34 protein-coding genes are annotated in these 20,370 nt (G+C 38.0%); all 34 read right to left on the bottom strand.

The window, feature by feature from the left end:
• Window positions 1–795: 795 nt before the first annotated feature.
• Window positions 796–1,320 carry a hypothetical protein gene (locus DHD80_RS16105; protein ID WP_251742489.1) on the bottom strand — a complete coding sequence of 175 codons (525 nt, stop codon included), beginning with the start codon at window positions 1,318–1,320 and terminating at the stop codon, window positions 796–798.
• 119 nt (window positions 1,321–1,439) lie between these two features.
• The gene (locus DHD80_RS16100; RefSeq protein ID WP_251742488.1) at window positions 1,440–1,967 is read right to left on the bottom strand and encodes a hypothetical protein; all 528 of its coding nucleotides are present in this window, start codon (window positions 1,965–1,967) and stop codon (window positions 1,440–1,442) included.
• A 134-nt stretch (window positions 1,968–2,101) separates the two neighbouring features.
• On the bottom strand, window positions 2,102–3,214 hold the full coding sequence (gene carA / locus DHD80_RS16095; RefSeq protein ID WP_251742487.1) for a glutamine-hydrolyzing carbamoyl-phosphate synthase small subunit: 1,113 nt from the start codon (window positions 3,212–3,214) through the stop codon (window positions 2,102–2,104).
• Window positions 3,215–3,329: 115 nt separating this feature from the next.
• Window positions 3,330–3,941, bottom strand: coding sequence for a 50S ribosomal protein L17 (gene rplQ / locus DHD80_RS16090; protein ID WP_251742486.1), 612 nt, complete (start codon window positions 3,939–3,941; stop codon window positions 3,330–3,332).
• A 96-nt stretch (window positions 3,942–4,037) separates the two neighbouring features.
• Window positions 4,038–5,030, bottom strand: a complete 993-nt coding sequence (locus DHD80_RS16085) for a DNA-directed RNA polymerase subunit alpha (RefSeq protein ID WP_251742485.1) — start codon at window positions 5,028–5,030, stop codon at window positions 4,038–4,040.
• A 22-nt stretch (window positions 5,031–5,052) separates the two neighbouring features.
• Entirely contained in the window at window positions 5,053–5,658 is a 606-nt protein-coding gene (gene rpsD / locus DHD80_RS16080) for a 30S ribosomal protein S4 (protein ID WP_251742484.1), read from the bottom strand.
• Window positions 5,659–5,741: 83 nt separating this feature from the next.
• Window positions 5,742–6,146, bottom strand: a complete 405-nt coding sequence (gene rpsK, locus DHD80_RS16075) for a 30S ribosomal protein S11 (RefSeq protein WP_251742483.1) — start codon at window positions 6,144–6,146, stop codon at window positions 5,742–5,744.
• 8 nt (window positions 6,147–6,154) lie between these two features.
• Window positions 6,155–6,529, bottom strand: coding sequence for a 30S ribosomal protein S13 (rpsM, locus tag DHD80_RS16070; protein WP_251742482.1), 375 nt, complete (start codon window positions 6,527–6,529; stop codon window positions 6,155–6,157).
• A gap of 2 nt (window positions 6,530–6,531) precedes the next feature.
• A complete protein-coding gene (ykgO, locus tag DHD80_RS16065) occupies window positions 6,532–6,648 on the bottom strand; it encodes a type B 50S ribosomal protein L36 (protein ID WP_010519235.1) in 117 nt (38 codons plus the stop codon).
• A 116-nt stretch (window positions 6,649–6,764) separates the two neighbouring features.
• Window positions 6,765–6,980: a translation initiation factor IF-1 gene (gene infA / locus DHD80_RS16060; RefSeq protein WP_011710675.1), complete on the bottom strand. Its 216-nt coding sequence runs from the start codon at window positions 6,978–6,980 to the stop codon at window positions 6,765–6,767.
• A 108-nt stretch (window positions 6,981–7,088) separates the two neighbouring features.
• Window positions 7,089–8,426, bottom strand: a complete 1,338-nt coding sequence (gene secY / locus DHD80_RS16055; protein WP_251742481.1) for a preprotein translocase subunit SecY — start codon at window positions 8,424–8,426, stop codon at window positions 7,089–7,091.
• 11 nt (window positions 8,427–8,437) lie between these two features.
• Complete coding sequence (gene rplO / locus DHD80_RS16050; RefSeq protein WP_251742480.1) at window positions 8,438–8,890, bottom strand: 50S ribosomal protein L15; 453 nt, start codon at window positions 8,888–8,890, stop codon at window positions 8,438–8,440.
• A gap of 9 nt (window positions 8,891–8,899) precedes the next feature.
• Window positions 8,900–9,082 (bottom strand): 50S ribosomal protein L30, encoded by a 183-nt coding sequence (gene rpmD, locus DHD80_RS16045; protein ID WP_251742479.1) that lies wholly within the window; start codon window positions 9,080–9,082, stop codon window positions 8,900–8,902.
• 12 nt (window positions 9,083–9,094) lie between these two features.
• Window positions 9,095–9,619, bottom strand: coding sequence for a 30S ribosomal protein S5 (rpsE, locus tag DHD80_RS16040; RefSeq protein ID WP_251742478.1), 525 nt, complete (start codon window positions 9,617–9,619; stop codon window positions 9,095–9,097).
• Between the two features lie 4 nt (window positions 9,620–9,623).
• Window positions 9,624–9,980: a 50S ribosomal protein L18 gene (rplR, locus tag DHD80_RS16035; protein ID WP_251742477.1), complete on the bottom strand. Its 357-nt coding sequence runs from the start codon at window positions 9,978–9,980 to the stop codon at window positions 9,624–9,626.
• 12 nt (window positions 9,981–9,992) lie between these two features.
• Window positions 9,993–10,535 (bottom strand): 50S ribosomal protein L6, encoded by a 543-nt coding sequence (gene rplF / locus DHD80_RS16030; protein WP_251742476.1) that lies wholly within the window; start codon window positions 10,533–10,535, stop codon window positions 9,993–9,995.
• A gap of 20 nt (window positions 10,536–10,555) precedes the next feature.
• On the bottom strand, window positions 10,556–10,954 hold the full coding sequence (rpsH, locus tag DHD80_RS16025; protein WP_251742475.1) for a 30S ribosomal protein S8: 399 nt from the start codon (window positions 10,952–10,954) through the stop codon (window positions 10,556–10,558).
• Window positions 10,955–11,022: 68 nt separating this feature from the next.
• The gene (rpsN, locus tag DHD80_RS16020) at window positions 11,023–11,292 is read right to left on the bottom strand and encodes a 30S ribosomal protein S14 (RefSeq protein ID WP_251742474.1); all 270 of its coding nucleotides are present in this window, start codon (window positions 11,290–11,292) and stop codon (window positions 11,023–11,025) included.
• A 2-nt stretch (window positions 11,293–11,294) separates the two neighbouring features.
• Complete coding sequence (rplE, locus tag DHD80_RS16015; RefSeq protein WP_251742473.1) at window positions 11,295–11,846, bottom strand: 50S ribosomal protein L5; 552 nt, start codon at window positions 11,844–11,846, stop codon at window positions 11,295–11,297.
• A gap of 2 nt (window positions 11,847–11,848) precedes the next feature.
• The gene (rplX, locus tag DHD80_RS16010; RefSeq protein ID WP_251742472.1) at window positions 11,849–12,160 is read right to left on the bottom strand and encodes a 50S ribosomal protein L24; all 312 of its coding nucleotides are present in this window, start codon (window positions 12,158–12,160) and stop codon (window positions 11,849–11,851) included.
• A 12-nt stretch (window positions 12,161–12,172) separates the two neighbouring features.
• The gene (gene rplN / locus DHD80_RS16005) at window positions 12,173–12,541 is read right to left on the bottom strand and encodes a 50S ribosomal protein L14 (protein ID WP_251742471.1); all 369 of its coding nucleotides are present in this window, start codon (window positions 12,539–12,541) and stop codon (window positions 12,173–12,175) included.
• Between the two features lie 2 nt (window positions 12,542–12,543).
• The gene (gene rpsQ, locus DHD80_RS16000; protein WP_251742470.1) at window positions 12,544–12,801 is read right to left on the bottom strand and encodes a 30S ribosomal protein S17; all 258 of its coding nucleotides are present in this window, start codon (window positions 12,799–12,801) and stop codon (window positions 12,544–12,546) included.
• An 18-nt stretch (window positions 12,802–12,819) separates the two neighbouring features.
• Window positions 12,820–13,011, bottom strand: coding sequence for a 50S ribosomal protein L29 (gene rpmC, locus DHD80_RS15995; protein ID WP_251742469.1), 192 nt, complete (start codon window positions 13,009–13,011; stop codon window positions 12,820–12,822).
• 11 nt (window positions 13,012–13,022) lie between these two features.
• The gene (gene rplP / locus DHD80_RS15990) at window positions 13,023–13,442 is read right to left on the bottom strand and encodes a 50S ribosomal protein L16 (RefSeq protein ID WP_251742468.1); all 420 of its coding nucleotides are present in this window, start codon (window positions 13,440–13,442) and stop codon (window positions 13,023–13,025) included.
• A gap of 20 nt (window positions 13,443–13,462) precedes the next feature.
• The gene (gene rpsC / locus DHD80_RS15985) at window positions 13,463–14,188 is read right to left on the bottom strand and encodes a 30S ribosomal protein S3 (RefSeq protein ID WP_251742467.1); all 726 of its coding nucleotides are present in this window, start codon (window positions 14,186–14,188) and stop codon (window positions 13,463–13,465) included.
• Window positions 14,189–14,197: 9 nt separating this feature from the next.
• Window positions 14,198–14,605: a 50S ribosomal protein L22 gene (gene rplV / locus DHD80_RS15980; RefSeq protein WP_251742466.1), complete on the bottom strand. Its 408-nt coding sequence runs from the start codon at window positions 14,603–14,605 to the stop codon at window positions 14,198–14,200.
• Between the two features lie 8 nt (window positions 14,606–14,613).
• Entirely contained in the window at window positions 14,614–14,892 is a 279-nt protein-coding gene (gene rpsS / locus DHD80_RS15975) for a 30S ribosomal protein S19 (RefSeq protein ID WP_251742465.1), read from the bottom strand.
• Between the two features lie 3 nt (window positions 14,893–14,895).
• Entirely contained in the window at window positions 14,896–15,732 is an 837-nt protein-coding gene (gene rplB / locus DHD80_RS15970) for a 50S ribosomal protein L2 (protein WP_251742464.1), read from the bottom strand.
• A gap of 9 nt (window positions 15,733–15,741) precedes the next feature.
• A complete protein-coding gene (rplW, locus tag DHD80_RS15965) occupies window positions 15,742–16,032 on the bottom strand; it encodes a 50S ribosomal protein L23 (RefSeq protein WP_251742463.1) in 291 nt (96 codons plus the stop codon).
• An 8-nt stretch (window positions 16,033–16,040) separates the two neighbouring features.
• Complete coding sequence (rplD, locus tag DHD80_RS15960; RefSeq protein ID WP_251742462.1) at window positions 16,041–16,667, bottom strand: 50S ribosomal protein L4; 627 nt, start codon at window positions 16,665–16,667, stop codon at window positions 16,041–16,043.
• The gene (rplC, locus tag DHD80_RS15955) at window positions 16,667–17,278 is read right to left on the bottom strand and encodes a 50S ribosomal protein L3 (RefSeq protein ID WP_251742461.1); all 612 of its coding nucleotides are present in this window, start codon (window positions 17,276–17,278) and stop codon (window positions 16,667–16,669) included. Before rplC ends, rplD begins: the two co-directional genes overlap by 1 nt.
• A gap of 158 nt (window positions 17,279–17,436) precedes the next feature.
• On the bottom strand, window positions 17,437–17,742 hold the full coding sequence (gene rpsJ, locus DHD80_RS15950; protein WP_026915146.1) for a 30S ribosomal protein S10: 306 nt from the start codon (window positions 17,740–17,742) through the stop codon (window positions 17,437–17,439).
• 11 nt (window positions 17,743–17,753) lie between these two features.
• Window positions 17,754–19,865: an elongation factor G gene (gene fusA / locus DHD80_RS15945; RefSeq protein ID WP_251742460.1), complete on the bottom strand. Its 2,112-nt coding sequence runs from the start codon at window positions 19,863–19,865 to the stop codon at window positions 17,754–17,756.
• Between the two features lie 4 nt (window positions 19,866–19,869).
• Window positions 19,870–20,346, bottom strand: coding sequence for a 30S ribosomal protein S7 (gene rpsG, locus DHD80_RS15940; RefSeq protein WP_251742459.1), 477 nt, complete (start codon window positions 20,344–20,346; stop codon window positions 19,870–19,872).
• Window positions 20,347–20,370: the final 24 nt, after the last annotated feature.

Below are 20,370 nucleotides of genomic sequence, written 5' to 3'. Positions count from 1 at the left end.
GTGGTTTAATGCCTTCTCCTATAAGACGACACTGGTAGGTCGGTTCTACCATCTTAATTATAGTTCACAATGACTATTTATTGCCGGTCATTGCTTGCTCGGCACACTATCGCAAGTTGCGGGAGTAAGGACGCGGACTTGTCGGCTTAAACATTTTCTTTCCTGGTTTCTAAAATAACAATTTTCAGCAAACTACCCGTTATTTGCGATGAACCGATGTTACCCACAGTAATTTAGGATTAATTGTTAATAATTCCTGAAAACTATTTTATATCTAACCGTTATATTTTTATAATTTAGACCCGTCGACATTTTAGTCGAAAAGTTCTTTGTAAAAAAATGGTGTTCAGACTCTTTACTTTCATTCAAAAGTAACTAAAATTAATTATAAACCACAATTATGAAACAGATGGTATAGAATGAACTAATAAAGATTATGTCTAAAAATAGACACTAAGAATCCGACCCCTCAAGGAGGAAAGGATTCAATTTACATGTGCTACTTCTTATAGCTGAAATTACTTGGGAGTTAGCGAAGATTTTTTTAGGAATTTAAAATCTTCATGATCTTAAACTTTAACTAGTCGGTTAATTTTATGTTTTAAAATGGGAGATTGTTTATGTGGTGTGAACAATCTCTCTTTATTTTTAAGATCATTCAAATTTACAAATTTTAGAATATTATATACTATATGTATATAATTTAGAATCAATTTAAATAATTTATTTAATTTCTTAAGTTCTAATTTTGTTATTATTGTGGGTAACAACAATATGAGCTGTAAAGACAAATCATTATTTCCCTAATTTCCATCCCAGTTGAAGACCAAAGAAAGGAGCAATCGCATGATCTCCAATATCATTAAACTCATAGCCCACGCCGAGATTGAGGTTGAGTTTAAATCCTGAATCATACACTCTTTGCAATCCCCAGGCCGGTCCTACAAAGGCGCTATAATCATTTAAATAATCGATATTTCCAATTAGGGCTTGCCCGCCTGATATTGTTCCAACGCCAGCGATATAATTCCCACTATTTTCTGAAGTTTTTAATAATTTACCTTCCCGTTTACCAAAATTATAATACCAGCGATACTGTGTCATGAACTGTGGGGTGATCGCGAATTGCGCATCTTCAAATGTAGAGTTACTATAGGCAAAACCAATTCCCACAAGCGCATCCAATGAAGTATTTTGCGAAACGGCCAGCTCATATTCAGCAGAAGGGATAAGGATATTTAAAGAAAATTGATTCTCAACAATTCTTTGCCCCTTGGATAATAAAGGAAATAACAATAAAAAAATGGTGAACTTTTTCATTTGTAAATAGAATCCATATCGTTCTAAGTTACTATAAATTTAAATGTATGCGTATCCGTCTATTAAAAAAGCCGACAAAATTGTCAGCTTTGGTTCTTTACTAAAAGAATCTTGAATGTTTATTTTCCTAATTTGAAACCTAATTGGATATCAATAAGTGGGGATAAATATTGATCTCCAAGATCATTAAACCCAAGACCCATCCCAAGATTTAAATTTAGTTTAAAATTACCATTGTAAATTCGTTGCAATCCCCAGGCAGGCCCCACGAATCCCACATAATCATTATTAAGTTCCATATCGCCAATAAGAGGATCGCCACCGGCGAATATCCCAACTGCTGCTATATAGTTTGCACTATTTTCAGAGACTTTTTTCCCTTTGCGTTCTCTTTTAGCGAAATTATAATACCAGCGATACTGGGCTTCAAACTGGGGAAAAATACCAAATTCAGATGAATCGTCGAAACCTGATTTATGATAACCGGCGCCAATTCCAACTATAGCATCTATACTCGTATTTTCTGAAAGCGCAACTTCATATTCGGCGGAAGGAATTAGAAAGTTTAAGGAAAATTGATTGGTGGTTTCCTGAGCTGAAAGATTCAGAGAAAACAGGATGCATAGTGAAAAGTAGATTTTTTTCATTTTTTATTTTTTTGATGAATTCGATTTCAAATCTATAATAATATTGCACAATGGCAAATATTTTTTACATCTAAGCGTAATAAAAAAAAGATCGCTTTAGAGCGATCTTTTTTAAGTTTCAGACTATAAGCTTATTAGGCTTTAGCCGATTTAATCCTTTCAATAAATTCATCAAAAAGATAACTGGCATCATGCGGCCCGGGACTGGCTTCAGGATGATATTGTACTGAAAATACATTCTTGCTTTTCATGGCAAGGCCGCCAACGGTCCCATCATTTAAACAAATATGGGTAATTTCCACATCGGGATGATTTTCAGTTTGTTCCCGGTCTACTGAAAATCCGTGGTTTTGCGAGGTGATTTCTCCCTTTCCTGTAATCATATTCTTAACAGGATGATTTATTCCGCGGTGACCGTGGTGCATTTTATAGGTTCCAATTCCATTGGCAAGGGCAATGATCTGGTGGCCAAGACAAATACCGAACAAAGGATGATCATTCTCGATAATTGTTTTGGTCACATTAATAGCGCTTTCCAGAGGTTGAGGATCGCCGGGCCCATTGGAAAGAAAATATCCATCAGGATTCCAGGATTTCATATCTTCATAAGTAGTATTGTAAGGGAACACTTTTATATAAGCATCCCGTTTTGCCAAATTCCGAAGGATATTTTGTTTAATCCCCACATCTAATGCCGCAATTTTATAGGTAGCATCTTCATTACCAAAATAGTAAGGCTCCGTCACGGAAACTTTGGAGGCAAGCTCCAATCCATTCATATTGGGCACTTCTGCTAAAGTTTCTTTTAATTTATCAATATTATCAACATCGGTAGAAATTATCGCATTCATCGCACCATTTTCGCGAATGTAGGTGACAAGTGCCCGGGTATCTACATCTGAAATCCCGAAAAGCTCGCTTTCTTCAAGAAATTCCAGTAATCCCTGATCTGCAGCGGGACGCGAATAGTTATAACTGAAATTTTTACAAATGAGCCCGGCAATTTTTACGCCGTTTGATTCATTCTCGTCCTTATTTGTTCCGTAGTTACCAATATGGGCATTGGTGGTCACCATTAACTGTCCATAATATGAAGGATCTGTAAAGATTTCCTGATACCCGGTCATACCCGTATTGAAACAGACTTCCCCAACCGCACTTCCATCTTTATTTCCGATGGCTTTTCCGTAGAAAATCGTTCCGTCCTCAAGTAAAATAATTGCCTTTTTCTTAGCCTGATATTTCATAATTGTAATGTGATTGCCGCGATGGCAAAAATAATTAAATAAAATTATTAGATATAAAAAAAGGATAAACTATTGAAGTTTATCCTTTGATATTTAGATTTTAAAAAGAATCATATTATTCGTCTTTTTTATCGTCTTTCTTTTCTTCAGCTTTTGGCTCTGGTTTCGCATTTTCAGCTTTAGGAGCTTCTGCTTCTGTTTTTGGTTTTTCCTCTTGCTCCTTTGGTTTTTCCTCTTGCTCCTTTGGTTTTTCCTCTTGCGCTTTTGGCTCAGTTGCCGGAGTTTCAGTTACAACAGCATCGGTGGTTTTCTTACCGGCACGACGAGTAGATTTTTTCTTCTTAGGCTTATCACCTACGTTGTAAGTTTCATTGAAATCTACCAACTCTACCAAAGCCATTTCAGCAGCATCACCCTGACGGCTTCCCAGTTTAATAACCCTGGTATATCCTCCCGGACGATCTCCAACTTTAGGGGCAACCTCGCGGAAAAGTTCAGTTACCGCTTCTTTGCTTCTAAGCTTACTGAAAACAAGACGCCTATTGTGAGTAGTATCTTCCTTACATTTCGTAACCAATGGCTCTACAAATACCTTTAAGGCTTTTGCTTTGGCCACGGTAGTATTTATCCTTTTATGCTCAATTAGGGAACACGCCATGTTTGCAAGCATCGCCTTGCGATGTGCGGTTTGTCTTCCTAAATGATTTATTTTCTTTCCGTGTCTCATTATATTAGATTTTAGACGTTAGACTTTAGACGTTAGATAATTTGCAGGTTATTCAATATTAACCCAAATCCCACCTCTAAATTCTAAATTCTAAGTTTAGTCTTTATCTAGTTTATATTTTGAAAGGTCCATCCCAAAGTTCAAACCTTTATTGCTTACCAATTCTTCCAGTTCGGTTAAAGATTTCTTACCGAAGTTTCTGAATTTCATCAAATCGTTCTTATTGTAAGAAACAAGATCTCCAAGAGTATCTACTTCAGCAGCTTTTAAACAGTTTAATGCTCTAACTGAAAGATCAAGATCTACCAGTTTTGTTTTAAGCAACTGTCTCATGTGAAGGGATTCTTCATCATAAGTTTCCGTCTGAGCTATTTCATCAGCCTCTAAAGTGATCCTCTCATCTGAGAATAACATGAAGTGGTGAATAAGTGTCTTAGCAGCCTCGGTCAATGCATCTTTTGGATGAATAGAACCGTCACTAATGATTTCAAAAATAAGTTTTTCATAATCTGTCTTCTGCTCAACACGGTAGTTTTCAATACTGTATTTTACATTCTTAATTGGAGTGTAAATAGAGTCAGTGAAAATAGTCCCTAGTGGGGCATTAGCTTTCTTATTTTCTTCAGCCGGAACATAACCTCTACCTTTTTCGATAGTGATCTCCATATTAAGGTTCACTTTCTTATCCATATTACAAACCACCTGGTCTGGGTTAAGAATTTGAAAACCTGAGATAAACTTTTGGAAGTGACCGGCAGTTAATTGTTCTTCTCCTGAAACCGAAATGGTAACCGACTCATTGTCGATCTCATCGATTTGTCTTTTGAACCTGATCTGTTTCAGATTAAGGATGATTTCAGTTACATCTTCCACTACACCTGCAATGGTTGAGAATTCGTGATCTACACCTTCAATTCTTACTGAAGTAATCGCGAAACCCTCCAGAGAAGATAGAAGCACTCGTCTTAAAGCGTTACCAACGGTTAATCCATAACCAGGTTCCAAGGGACGAAATTCAAATTTCCCTTCGAAATCTGTAGAATCAATCATTATAACTTTATCGGGCTTCTGAAAATTTAATATTGCCATATTTCGACTTCTGTATGAATTATTATTTCGAATATAATTCGACTATGAATTGTTCGTTGATGTTTTCAGGAATTTGAACTCTTCCAGGTACTGCAACAAAAGTTCCTTCTTTCTTTTCAGAATTCCAGGTGATCCATTCGTAAACACTACTATTATTTGAAAGAGATTCCTGAATCGTGTTTAACGATTTAGATTTTTCCCTTACTCCCACAACATCTCCAGGTTTAAGGTGGTAAGAAGGAATATTTACCAGTTCACCATTCACAGTCATGTGACGGTGCCCTACTAATTGTCTTGCTGCTCTTCTGGAAGGAGCTACACCCATTCTATAAACAACATTATCTAAACGGGATTCACATAATTGAAGGAGTACCTCACCGGTAATACCTTGTGACCTGGTAGCTTTTTCAAACATATTACGGAATTGGCGCTCAAGAATACCATAGGTATATTTCGCTTTTTGCTTTTCCATTAACTGGATAGCATATTCCGATTTTTTTCCACGACGACGGTTATTCCCGTGTTGTCCCGGAGGATAATTTCTTTTCTCAAAAGACTTGTCTTCACCAAAAATAGCTTCACCGAATTTTCGGGCTATTTTAGTTTTAGGTCCTGTATATCTTGCCATTCTTTTTAAAGTTATAGAAAGGGATTATGAATTAAGGCATTCGTCCTTCGATAATCTAACTCCTCTCCTATGATTAAATTTGATTAAACTCTACGTCTTTTAGGTGGACGACAACCGTTGTGGGGAAGTGGAGTGATATCGATGATCTCAGTTACTTCTATCCCACTGTTGTGAATAGATCTAATTGCAGATTCCCTACCGTTTCCAGGACCTTTTACATACACCTTTACTTTACGCAATCCTGCTTCCTGAGCTACTTTAGAAGCATCTTCAGCAGCAAGTTGTGCAGCATAAGGAGTGTTTTTCTTAGATCCCCTGAAACCCATTTTACCAGCTGAAGACCATGAAACCACATCACCTTTTTTATTGGTAAGTGAAATAATGATGTTGTTGAAAGAAGCTGTTACATGTGCTTCTCCATTTGCTTCAACGATAACTTTACGTTTCTTTGTAGTCTTTTGAGCTTTTTGACCTGTTTTCTTTGCCATACTACTTACTATTTAGTTGCTTTCTTCTTGTTGGCAACAGTTTTTCTTCTTCCTTTTCTGGTTCTGGAGTTATTCTTAGTACGTTGCCCCCTTAGTGGCAAACCAGCTCTATGACGAATACCCCTGTAACATCCAATGTCCATAAGACGTTTAATGCTTATCTGAACCTCAGTACGTAATTCTCCTTCAATTGTAAACTGACCAACAGCCTCACGAATACGACCAATTTCATCATCGTCCCATTCAGAAACTTTTTTGCTTTCGTCTACTTTAGCTTCAGCAAGGATCTTTTGAGATCTGCTTTTACCAATTCCGAAGATATAGGTCAATGCTATAACTCCTCGCTTTTGTTTGGGTATATCTACCCCTGCAATTCTTGCCATAATTAGCCTTGTCTTTGTTTAAATCTAGGATTCTTTTTGTTAATTACGTAAAGGCGCCCTTTTCTGCGTACAATTTTGCAGTCGGCACTTCTCTTTTTTATGGATGCTCTAACTTTCATCTTATTTTTTTTAAATCACGTTATGAGCCTGTTAACTCAAATTGTGTTTTTCAGTCTTCATAAATTTTTCAGAGTGCAAAAGTATAAAAAATTTATAAAAGGTTGAAAATTACTTTCTAATATCTATAAGTTATTCTTGCCTTCGTTAAATCGTAAGGACTCATTTCTAATTTTACTTTATCCCCAGGAAGTAATTTAATGTAATGCATACGCATTTTTCCAGAGATGTGTGCGGTCACAACATGACCATTTTCAAGTTCAACACGAAACATCGCGTTCGATAACGCTTCGATGATTGTTCCGTCCTGTTCTATTGCTGCTTGTTTTGCCATTTAAAATATTTAGTTTTTGTTATTACTATTAGCAGTCAAGATGATGCATTTATTATACCAAGTGCACAGAGATGCATTTCTGTCATGTTTAGCAACAACTACTATCTATTACGCTACTGCTTTTCTGTTTTTACCAGTTTTCATCAGGCCATCGTAATGCCTGTTCAACAAATATGAATTTACCTGCTGCATTGTATCAATGGCAACCCCAACCATAATTAGCAGGGAGGTTCCTCCGAAAAACAGCGCCCAGTTTTGTTGCACCCCTAAAAGATTAACCACGAATGCTGGAAACACCGCAATTAAAGCAAGGAAAACAGATCCTGGTAGCGTAATTTGTGACATAATCTTATCCAGATATTCGGAAGTTTCAGTTCCTGGACGAATTCCGGGAATAAAACCACCACTTCTCTTCAGGTCATCTGCCATCTTATTAGTAGGTACCGTAATTGCCGTATAGAAATAGGTAAATACAATGATCAATAAAGCGAAAACAAGATTATACCAGAACCCAAATATATTCTGAAAGGCTGCCGTTACCCCTTGTGCAGCATCAGACTCCGAAAGTCCTGCTACAGCAACCGGAATAAACATAATTGCCTGCGCAAAGATGATTGGCATTACTCCTGAAGCATTTAACTTTAAAGGAATATATTGCCTTGATCCAAATACATTCTTCTCGTATCCTCCTGAAGCTGTTCTCCGGGCATACTGTACGGGTATTTGGCGAACTGCCATCACCAGCATTACAGAACCCAGGATTATCGCAAACCAGATTACAAGTTCGATAAGGATCATTACCAATCCACCATTAGATTCAAATACTCTGGAAGCAAATTCCTGAATAAATGCCTGAGGTAACGTGGCAATAATACCTACCATAATTAAAAGCGAGATTCCGTTCCCAATACCTTTATCCGTAATCTTTTCCCCTAACCACATGGCAAAAATAGTTCCCGTGGTAAGGATAATAACTGATGAAATGACAAAAGTAAGGTTGTCTCCTAGTAGGAATGCCTCACTTGGTAAGGTATTAAAAAGGTTATAAATATAACCGGGACCCTGCACCAGGGTGATTGCGATGGTTAACCAACGCGTAATTTGATTAATTTTCTTTCTTCCACTTTCACCTTCTTTTTGAAGTTTTTGAAGATAAGGAATCGCAATTCCCATCAACTGAACTACAATAGAAGCAGAAATATATGGCATAATTCCCAATGCGAATACTGAAGCATTTGAAAAAGCACCACCGGTAAAGGCATTTAAGAGCCCAAGTAGACCGCTATCGGTTTGATTGGCCAAATTAGAAAGTTGGGCCGCATCAATTCCCGGAAGCACTACCTGCGCACCAAACCTGTACACTAAAAGTAAACCGAGGGTAACTAAAATTCGGTTTTTTAGCTCCTCGATTTTCCAGATATTTTGAATCGTATTGATGAATTTCATGAGTGTATCTATTATAAATTAACAACTTCACCACCAGCAGCCTCAATAGCTTCTTTTGCTGACGCTGTAAATTTATGAGCAGATATTTTCAATTTAGCTTTTAATTCACCTCTACCTAAGATCTTAACCAGTTCGTTTCTTCCGGCAAGACCGTTTTCAACCAACACGTCAATATCTACCGTATCCGTAATTCTTCCTTCATCAACTCTGGCCTGAAGGATATCAAGGTTAATCCCCTGATAATCTTTTCGGTTTATATTATTGAATCCAAATTTAGGAACACGTCTTTGAAGTGGCATTTGCCCACCTTCAAAACCTATCTTTTTAGAGTATCCTGAACGTGACTTGGCACCTTTGTGACCACGAGTAGAAGTTCCTCCTTTTCCGGAACCTTCTCCACGCCCAATACGCTTACAATTTTTTCTTACTGAACCTTCTGCAGGTTTTAAATTACTTAAATCCATGAGAGATTATTATTTGGTTTCTTCTACAGAAACTAAGTGTTTAACTTTATTTACCATACCAAGGATGTTTGGCGTGTCATCATGCTCAATCGTTTGACCAATCTTCCTAAGTCCTAAAGACTCAAGAATTCTCTTTTGGTTTTTGGTACGATTAATAGCACTCTTTACTTTGGTTACTTTTATCTTTCCCATCTTTTCCTTGATTTATCCTTTAAATACCTTTTCTAAAGAAATACCTCTCTGTTTCGCAACCGTATCAGCACTTCTTAATTGTAATAGGGCATCAAATGTAGCCTTTACCACGTTATGTGGATTCGAAGATCCCTGGTTCTTTGAAAGTACATCATGTACCCCGACAGATTCCAATACGGCACGAATTGCTCCACCAGCGATAATCCCGGTACCTGTGGCGGCAGGTAGTAATAAAACCCTTGCTCCACCATATTTTCCTTTTTGCTCGTGAGGTAATGTACCTTTGTGTAAAGGAATACGTACCAGATTCTTCTTAGAATCTTCAACAGCCTTAGAGATTGCATCTGCCACTTCCTTGGATTTCCCAAGCCCATGACCTACAACACCATTTTCATCCCCAACCACTACGATTGCAGAGAATCCAAATGCTCTACCACCTTTTGTAACTTTAGTAACACGTTGTACACCTACTAAACGATCTTTCAATTCAAGACCACTTGGCTTTACATGTTCTACGTTTTTATAATCTTGATACATATTTTTAGAATTTTAGTCCTCCTTCGCGAGCACCATCTGCTAATGATTTAACTCTTCCGTGATACAAATAACCTCCCCTATCAAAGGAAATAGTTTCAATCCCGGCCTTTTTTGCCTTTTCAGCTAGTGCTTTACCAACTTTGGCGGCCTGCTCTTTGCGGTCTGCAGCACCATCTGCAATACCTTTATCTCTTGAAGAAGCCGATGCTAAGGTTTTACCCTCTACATCATCGATAATCTGCGCATAAATTTCTTTATTGCTTCTGAAAACAGACAATCTAGGGCGACTTACAGTCCCAACGATATCCCTGCGGATTCGTCTTCTGATTTTATTTCTTCTATCTTGTTTTGACACTGCCATAACTAAATTTTATTATGCTGATTTACCTGCTTTTCTTCTTAATTGCTCACCAACAAACTTGATCCCTTTTCCTTTGTAAGGTTCCGGACTTCTGAAAGAACGAATCTTCGCAGCTACCTGTCCAACAAGTTGCTTGTCGTGGGAAGAAAGCTTGATGATTGGATTCTTACCTTTTTCTGAAACAGTTTCTACTTTTACTTCAGGAGCAAGGTTCAAAACAATATTATGAGAATACCCCACAGCAATCTCCAGCTTATTTCCCTGGTTGCTTGCACGGTAACCAACACCAACCAATTCCAGTTCTTTCGTAAAACCAGTGGTTACTCCTTCAACCATATTATTTACCAAAGCACGATATAAACCATGTTTTGCTTTATCTGCACTTTTATCTGAAGATCTTTCAAAAACAACCTGATTATCTTCGATTTTCACGTCGATATCTTTGATCTCCTGTTTAAGCTCTCCTAATTTTCCTTTTACCGTGACAACACCTTCTTTGTAATCTACATTTACACCTTCTGGAATTGTTACTGGATTCTTACCTATTCTTGACATTTCTTAAGTCTTTTTAAGTATTAATATACGTAACACAATACCTCACCACCAACTTTATCGGCCTGAGCTTGCTTTCCTGTCATTACTCCATGTGATGTAGAAACAATAGCAATACCTAAACCGTTAAGGATTCTAGGTAATTCATTTGCTCCGGCATACTTACGCAAACCAGGTTTACTAATTCTTTGAATTTTCTTAATTACCGGGTCTTTAGTAAGTTTATCATACTTAAGAGCGATTTTGATGGTTCCCTGAGCGGTATCATCTTCGAATTTGTAACTAAGAATATACCCCTGATCAAACAAAATCTTGGTCATCTCTTTCTTCAGGTTAGAAGCAGGAATCTCTACAACTCTATGGTTGGCAGCATTCGCATTTCTAATCCTGGTAAGGTAATCTGCAATAGGATCTGTATTCATTTATATTAATTTGCGGAAATGGTTTTCAACCCGATGGCATCGGGAGAACCTTTATCCAATTTATAATTTTACCAACTGGCTTTTCTAACTCCCGGGATAAGGCCCTGGTTAGCCATTTCTCTAAACATAACTCGAGAAAGACCAAATTGTCTCATATATCCCTTAGGCCTTCCGGTAAGTTTACATCTATTATGTAAGCGTACTGGAGAAGAGTTTTTTGGTAATTTTTGTAGACCTTCATAGTCGCCAGCTTCTTTAAGAGCTGCACGCTTTTCAGCATACTTTTTCACCATTTTTTGTCTTTTCACCTCACGGGCTTTCATTGATTCTTTAGCCATAATTAATTCTTTTTAAAAGGTAAACCCAGTTCAGTTAATAAAGCTTTAGCCTCTTTATCGGTTGGAGCTGAAGTCACAAAAGTGATGTCCATACCGGAAATTCTATTCACTGCATCAATGTCGATTTCAGGAAAAATAATTTGCTCGGTAACACCCAGGTTATAATTACCCCTTCCATCAAATCCATTAGCTTTGATACCGCTAAAATCTCTTACTCGCGGTAACGCGCTAGTAATAAGTCTATCTAAGAATTCATACATTCTAAATCCGCGTAAAGTAACTTTTGCGCCAATTGGCATTCCTTTACGAAGTTTGAATGTTGCCACATCCTTCTTAGAAATAGTAGATATAGCCTTTTGACCACTAATAGCGGTAAGTTCATCTACAGCATGATCGATAAGTTTCTTATCGGCTACTGCTCCACCAACTCCACGGCTAATTACTATTTTCTCAAGTTTAGGCACTTCCATAATATTGGAGTAGCTAAATTCTTCCGAAAGGGCATTTTTCACTCTTTCGTTATATTCTGTTTTAAGTCTAGGTACGTATGCCATAACTATATTACTTCATTAGATTTTTTAGAAAATCTTACTTTCTTCCCATCCTCTTCTCTATGTCCAACTCTGGTAGTGTTACCATTTTTGTCGATCAAAGATAAATTTGAAATATGGATAGGAGCTTCTTTCTCTTTAATTCCACCTTGTGGATTGGAAGCACTTGGCTTCTCATGTTTAGAGATCATATTAACCCCTTCCACGATGGCTTTATTCTTATCACGAAGTACCTTCTGAACTTTACCTTCCTGACCTTTATGGTCTCCGGAATTCACTCTTACCTGGTCTCCTGATTTAATTTTAAGCTTTGTCATTTTTTTAATGTATTAAAGCACTTCAGGTGCCAATGATACAATTTTCATGAATTGCTTATCACGAAGTTCTCTCGCAACGGGCCCAAAAACACGGGTTCCACGCATTTCACCTTGAGGTCCTAGCAATACACATGCATTATCGTCGAAACGAATATAAGATCCATCAGGTCTGCGAACTTCTTTTTTCGTGCGTACAACAACCGCTGTTGAAACTGCTCCTTTTTTAATGCTACCATTAGGAGTAGATTCTTTTACACTTACAACGATTTTATCTCCAACAGATGCGTACCTTTTCTTTGTACCTCCTAACACACGAATCGTCAAAACTTCTTTTGCCCCGGTGTTATCTGCTACTCTTAATCTAGATTCTTGTTGTACCATGATTATTTAGCTCTTTCTATGATTTCTACTAATCTCCAACATTTAGATTTACTTAAAGGTCTAGTTTCCATGATCTTTACAGTATCACCTTCGTTGCAGTCGTTATTTTCGTCGTGTGCTACGTACTTTTTCGTTTTTAAAACGAATTTTCCATACATGGGGTGTTTTACTTTCTTAACCTCAGAAACCACAATGGATTTCTGCATTTTATTACTTGTAACAACTCCTACACGTTCTTTTCTTAAGTTTCTTTTTTCCATCTTTCAGCAGAATAACAATTATTGTTGTTCTCTTTTAGTTAACTCTGTCGCTAATCTCGCGATCTTTCTTCTTTCTCCCCTTAATTGGATTGGATTTTCCAAAGGCGAAACAGCGTGAGCCATTTTTAAATCTGAATAAGCTTTTCGAGATTTACCAAGCTCTTCCTGCAATTCTGCAACAGACAATTCTTTTACTTCTGATTGTTTCATAATTTCAAAAATTATTCTTGATAATCTCTCGCTACAACAAATTTGGTCCTTACCGGAAGTTTCTGTGCTGCAAGACGCAATGCCTCTTTTGCAACATCCATTGGTACACCACCAATTTCAAACATAATCCTTCCTGGTTTTACTACAGCTGCCCAATATTCAACGGCACCTTTACCTTTACCCATACGTACTTCAAGAGGTTTCTTTGTGATAGGCTTATCCGGGAAAATTTTGATCCAGATAGATCCTTCTCTTTTCATAAAACGGGTAGCAGCAATACGCGCTGCTTCAATTTGGCGTGCGGTAACGAAGCTGGAATCTGTAGATTTTATACCAAAAGTTCCATTTGAAAGACGATGTCCTCTTTGAGATACACCTTTCATACGGCCTTTTTGCTGCTTGCGATATTTTGTTCTTTTAGGTTGTAACATTTTCTATTTACTTTAAAAAATTACTTTCTGCGACGTGATTTGTTTCCTCCACGTCCTCCTGCGGCACCGGATTTTTTACCTTGGTTTTTTGCAAGACCAACTAGCGGCGAAAGTTCTCTTTTACCGTAAACCTCACCTTTCATGATCCATACTTTAACACCCAATCTACCATACGTAGTGTGTGCCTCAACTAAAGCATAGTCAATGTCGGCTCTAAAAGTAGACAATGGAATCCTACCATCTTTGTAACCTTCAGAACGAGCCATCTCAGCACCATTCAATCTACCAGAGATTTGAATTTTGATACCTTCAGCATTCATCCTCATGGCAGCTGCGATAGCCATCTTGATTGCACGACGGTAAGAGATACGATTCTCAATTTGTCTTGCAACACTCGATGCAACTAAGTGAGCGTCCAGTTCTGGTCTTTTAATTTCAAAGATGTTAATTTGAACTTCCTTGTCTGTAATCTTCTTAAGCTCTTCTTTTAACTTGTCTACCTCTTGTCCACCTTTACCGATAATGATACCAGGTCTGGCAGTAGTGATAGTAACGGTTACAAGTTTAAGCGTACGCTCAATGATTACCCTCGATACACTCGCTTTAGAAAGACGAGCATGGATATACTTTCTAATCTTATCGTCTTCGGCTAATTTATCACCGTAGTCATTACCTCCGTACCAGTTGGATTCCCAACCTCTAATGATACCAAGGCGATTCCCGATTGGATTTGTTTTTTGTCCCATACTATCTTCTTAGCTTTGTGTATTATTGTTTTCTCCAAGCACTAATGTAACGTGATTGGATCTCTTTCTAATTCGGTGTGCACGACCCTGTGGAGCAGGACGAAGTCTTTTCAACATACTTCCTCCATCTACACGAATCTCTCTTACAAATAACTCAGCTTCTTCAAGATTTGCATCTTCATTCTTAGCCTGCCAGTTAGCAATTGCTGAAAGCAATAACTTCTCCAGACGGTTAGAAGATTCTTTTTTGCTGAATCTTAGAATATGAAGCGCATTCTCTACTTTTTCACCTCTTACTAGATCCGCCATAAGACGCATTTTTCTAGGCGAAGTAGGGCAGTTATTTAACTTTGCAAAAGCTACCTGTTTTTTGGCTTCTTTTATTTGCTCTGCTCTTTCTCTTTTACGAACTCCCATAGCTTCAATTATCGTTTACCTTTATTTTTTGCACCAGCATGTCCTCTAAAAGAACGGGTTGGTGAAAATTCTCCTAATTTATGACCTACCATATTTTCAGTAACATATACAGGAACAAATTGTTTCCCATTATGAACAGCGATGGTTTGTCCTACGAAATCTGGAGTTATCATAGATGCCCTAGACCAGGTTTTGATCACGGCTTTCTTTCCTGACTCAACATTTTGAGCCACTTTTAGTTCCAGTTTGTAATGAACGAAAGGTCCTTTTTTTAATGAACGTGCCATATCTTATTTCTTTCTAGTCTTTCTACGTTCTACAATATACTTATTACTCGATTTCGTTTTAGATCGGGTCTTAAATCCTTTAGCAGGAAGACCTTTTCTTGAACGTGGGTGACCTCCGGAAGCTCTACCTTCACCACCACCCATCGGGTGATCTACAGGGTTCATCGCTACTGGCCTTGTTCTTGGACGAATACCTAACCAACGGCTTCTACCTGCTTTACCAGACACCAATAACTGATGGTCACTATTCGATACTGCCCCGATCGTTGCCATACAAAGAGAAAGAATTCTTCTTATCTCTCCGGAAGGTAATTTAACCGTTGCATATTTTCCTTCTCTGGCCAATAACTGAGCGAAAGCTCCGGCACTACGTGCCATAACCGCGCCTTGTCCAGGTCTTAGTTCGATACAGGAAATAATGGTCCCCAAGGGAATATTTGCCAAGGGCATTGCATTTCCAATTTCAGGAGCTACAGCATCTTCACCAGAAACAAGGTTCTGATCTACTTGCAGTCCATTTTGAGCTATGATATACCTTTTCTCACCATCCTGATAATTCAGTAAAGCGATAAAAGCTGTTCTGTTTGGATCATATTCAATAGACGCGACAGTTGCAGGAATCCCGAACTTATTACGTTTGAAATCGATCACACGATATCTTCTTTTATGACCACCACCCTTATAGCGGATGGTCATTTTTCCCTGACTGTTTCTTCCTCCCGATTTTTTGATCGGAGCCAAAAGGCTTTTTTCCGGCTTATCAGTAGTTACGGCGTCATACCCGTTTACTACTCTAAAACGCTGACCAGGAGTGATTGGTTTTAATTTTCTAACTGACATTTTTTAATCTTAAAGATTACTATACAAATCAATAGTTTCACCTTCCGTCACCTGTACAATGGCTTTCTTAAAACCTTTTGTTTTACCAGTGATCATACCAGATTTTGTGAATTTGGTATTGCGATCTGGACGGACGTTTATAGTTCGAACGCTAGTAACATTCACGCCATAAGCAGACTCGACTGCTTGTCTAATCTGAATCTTATTAGCCTTGTTACTTACTACAAAAGTGAAGCGGTTATTCAGCTCACTATCAGCAGTAGCTTTTTCTGTAATAACAGGTTTTATTAAGATGCTCATAACGATTATTAACTTAAATTCGATTCAATTCCTTCTAAAGACCCTTCAATAAATACGATATTATTCGCATGTAATATTTTATAAGTACTTAATTCTGAGCTACTTATAACTTCTGTGGTCTTCAAATTGCGCGACGACAAATATACATTTTTATTTGAGTCACCCAACACTATCAATGATTTTTTGTCCTGAATACCAATGGCTTTCAATACATCAATCATATTTTTTGTTCTTGGCGCATCGAAATTGAAATCTTCAATGACCATAATAGCATTATCAGTAGCCTTCATAGAAAGCGCAGATCTTCTGGCAAGACGCTTAAGGTTTTTATTCAGTTTAAAACCATAATTCCTTGGTCTTGGTCCAAAAACACGTCCACCACCCTTAAAAATTGGAGACTTGATACTACCTGCTCTCGCCGTACCTGTACCTTTTTGTTTCTTGATCTTACGCGTAGATCCTTTGATCTCAGCTCTTTCTTTTGCTTTATGAGTTCCCTGACGCTGATTAGCTAAATATTGCTTCACATCAAGATAAACTGCATGCTCATTCGGCTCTATAGCGAAAACCTTGTCAGAAAGCTTAGCTTTTCTTCCGGTTTCCTTTCCTTTAATATCTAAAATTGCTACTTCCATTACTTGCTAATGATTACGTAAGAGTTTTTGTGCCCAGGAACACAACCTTTTACTACTAAAAGATTCTTATCTGCGACAACTTTTAAAACTCTAAGGTTTTCAACTTTAACTTTTTCGCCACCCATTCTACCGGCCATCTTCATTCCTTTAAAAACTCTTGCAGGATACGATGCGGCACCAATAGAACCAGGAGCTCTTAAACGGTTGTGCTGACCGTGAGTGGCCTGCCCAACACCTCCAAAACCGTGTCTCTTCACAACACCCTGGAAACCTTTTCCTTTAGAAGTACCTGCGATATCCACAAATTCTCCTTCTTTGAAATGCTCCACAGTAACAGAGTCACCTAATTTAAAATCTTCATTGTAGCCCTGGAATTCAACGACTTTACGCTTTGCAGCGCTTCCTGCTTTTTTCGCATGCCCTTCAGCAGCCTTATTTACAGTCTTTCTGTCATCGAAACCAAGTTGAAGTGCTTCATACCCGTCAACCTCTTTGGTTCTGACTTGGGTAACTACGCATGGCCCAGCTTCGATAACTGTACAGGGAACATTTTTCCCGTTCTCGTCGAAGATGCTGGTCATACCTATCTTTTTACCTATTAACCCAGACATATTTATTAATTATTGATTATTTACTTTTTTAAAAAACTTAGGGCTGAAAAATAGAATTCAGCCCTGAATTGTATTTTTCACCGTTTTTCCCTCGCACGCAGCTTAGGACATGTTTTTAATAATTCAAAATTTCGAATTTAAAATTTTGAATTATTTTATCACACCTTGATCTCTACTTCAACACCACTTGGCAATTCAAGCTTCATCAACGCATCAATCGTTTTTGAAGAAGAGCTGTAAATATCAAGCAGTCTTTTGTAAGAACTTAATTGAAATTGCTCTCTGGATTTCTTGTTCACGTGTGGAGAACGAAGAACTGTAAAGATCTTTTTATTTGTTGGTAACGGAATTGGTCCGGTAACAACAGCTCCCGTAGTTTTTACGGTTTTTACGATTTTTTCAGCAGACTTATCTACTAAGTTATGATCGTAAGACTTTAATTTTATTCTGATTTTTTGACTCATTACCTATAAGATTATTCGTTTGCTGCCCCTTTTGCTGCTTTTATAACTTCTTCAGAAATATTAGAAGGAGTTTCAGCATAATGATCAAATTCCATTGTTGAAGTCGCTCTACCTGAAGATAGTGTTCTTAATGTCGTTACATAGCCGAACATTTCAGAAAGTGGCACCTCAGCTTTGATGACTTTCGCTCCAGATCTGTCTGACATGTTATTTACCTGTCCCCTTCTTCGGTTCAAGTCACCAACAATATCACCCATATTTTCTTCCGGAGTAACTACTTCTACTTTCATGATTGGCTCAAGGATTACCGCTCCTGCTTTTTTAGCAGAATCTTTGTATCCCATTTTTGCAGCCAGTTCAAAAGAAAGTTGATCTGAATCCACCGGGTGGAAAGATCCATCTTTTAATTCAACTCTTAAGGTATCCATGGTAAATCCTGCAAGAGGCCCACTTTTCATGGCTTCCTTAAATCCTTTTTCAACTGAAGGCACAAATTCTTTTGGAATACGACCACCTTTGATTGAATCTACAAACTGAAGGCCTTCACCTTCAAAATCTGCATCTACAGGACCTAAATTGAAAACAATATCAGCAAACTTACCACGTCCACCAGATTGCTTTTTATAAACTTCTCTGTGATCTGCGGAACGGGTTACGGTTTCTTTATACTCAACCTGAGGCTGACCTACGTTTACTTCAACTTTGAATTCACGTTTCATACGATCAATAATGATCTCCAGGTGAAGTTCACCCATCCCGGAAATAATTGTTTGACCTGAAGCTTCATCAGTCCTAACAGTAAATGTTGGATCTTCTTCTGCTAACTTACCAAGGGCCATCCCCATTTTCTCCACATCTACTTTAGTCTTAGGCTCTACTGCAATACCGATTACCGGTGCAGGAAAAGTCATAGATTCCAGTGCGATTGGGTGGTTAAGATCGGTTAAACTGTCTCCGGTCCTAATATCTTTAAAACCAACAGCTGCCCCAATATCCCCAGCTTCAATACTATCTATAGGTTCCTGCTTGTTGGAGTGCATTTGGTAAATTCTTGAGATACGCTCTTTCTTCCCGGAACGTACATTCAATACATAAGAACCAGCATTCAGCGTACCTGAATAAACTCTAAAGAATGCTAAACGACCCACGAAAGGATCTGTAGCGATTTTAAATGCTAAAGCTGCAAAAGGAGAATCCACATTTGGCTTTCTATGTTCCTCTTCGCCAGTATCAGGATTCGTTCCATCAATAGCTTCAACATCTACAGGAGAAGGCAAATAACGCATTACTGCATCTAACATCGCCTGAACCCCTTTATTTTTAAAAGCGGAACCACACATCATAGGTATGATAGACATATCTATGGTAGCAGCTCTAAGCGCAGCGATAATTTCGTCTTCAGTAATAGAATTTTCATCTTCGAAGAATTTCTCCATCAAAGCTTCATCATATTCTGCTACTGCTTCAACTAACTCTGCACGATATCTATTTACGTCTTCCATCAATTCTTCCGGAATATCGATAGTATCATAGGTCATCCCCATGTCATCATCATTCCAGATAATTGCTGTCTTGGAAATAAGATCCACAACACCTCTAAAATCCAATTCATCTCCAATTGGAACCTGTAAAGGCACCGGGTTACCACCTAACATTTCCCTAACCTGCTTACACACATTAAAGAAATCTGATCCCTGGCGGTCCATTTTATTCACGAACCCAAGACGTGGAACTTTATATTTATCTGCCTGTCTCCAAACAGTTTCAGACTGAGGTTCAACCCCGTCTACTGCTGAAAACAAAGCTACAACTCCATCAAGAACACGTAAAGAACGTTCTACCTCTACGGTAAAATCTACGTGGCCCGGAGTATCAATAATGTTTACGGTGTATTCCTGATCGCGGTACATCCATTTACAGTGAGTAGCTGCGGAGGTAATAGTAATACCACGCTCCTGCTCCTGCTCCATCCAGTCCATAGTGGCGGCACCATCATGAACTTCACCAATTTTATGACTTATACCTGTATAATAAAGGATACGCTCTGTAGTGGTAGTTTTACCAGCATCAATATGAGCAGCAATTCCAATATTTCTAGTAAATTTTAAATCTCTTTGTGCCATTTTCTTAGAATCTAAAGTGAGAGAATGCTTTATTAGCTTCTGCCATTTTATGAGTATCTACCCTTCTTTTTACAGCAGCACCTTCTTCTTTTGCTGCAGCAAGAATCTCAGCAGATAATTTTCCCGCCATTGATTTTTCGTTTCTCTTACGGGCAAAACTAATTAACCATTTCATCGCAGTTGAAACTTTACGATCTGGTCTAATTTGCATAGGAATTTGAAAGGTCGCTCCACCTACTCGTCTACTTCTCACTTCAACGTGAGGCATAACGTTAGAAAGGGCATCTTTCCAAATTTCTAATCCAGATTTTTCCTCGTCTTGCTTCTTTTGCTCTACGATATCAATAGCATCATAGAAAATTTTAAAGGCTACCGATTTTTTACCGTCCCACATCATCATGTTCACAAAACGTGTTACTAACTGATCGTTAAATTTAGGATCTGGTAAAAGAGGTCTTTTTTTGGCCTGTCTTTTTCTCATTACTTCTTTTTGAGTTAATTGTTA

It is taken from the genome of Gramella sp. AN32, assembly GCF_023718305.1.
GTDB classification, from domain to species: domain Bacteria; phylum Bacteroidota; class Bacteroidia; order Flavobacteriales; family Flavobacteriaceae; genus Christiangramia; species Christiangramia antarctica.
This window is presented reverse-complemented; position numbering and strand designations above follow the sequence as displayed.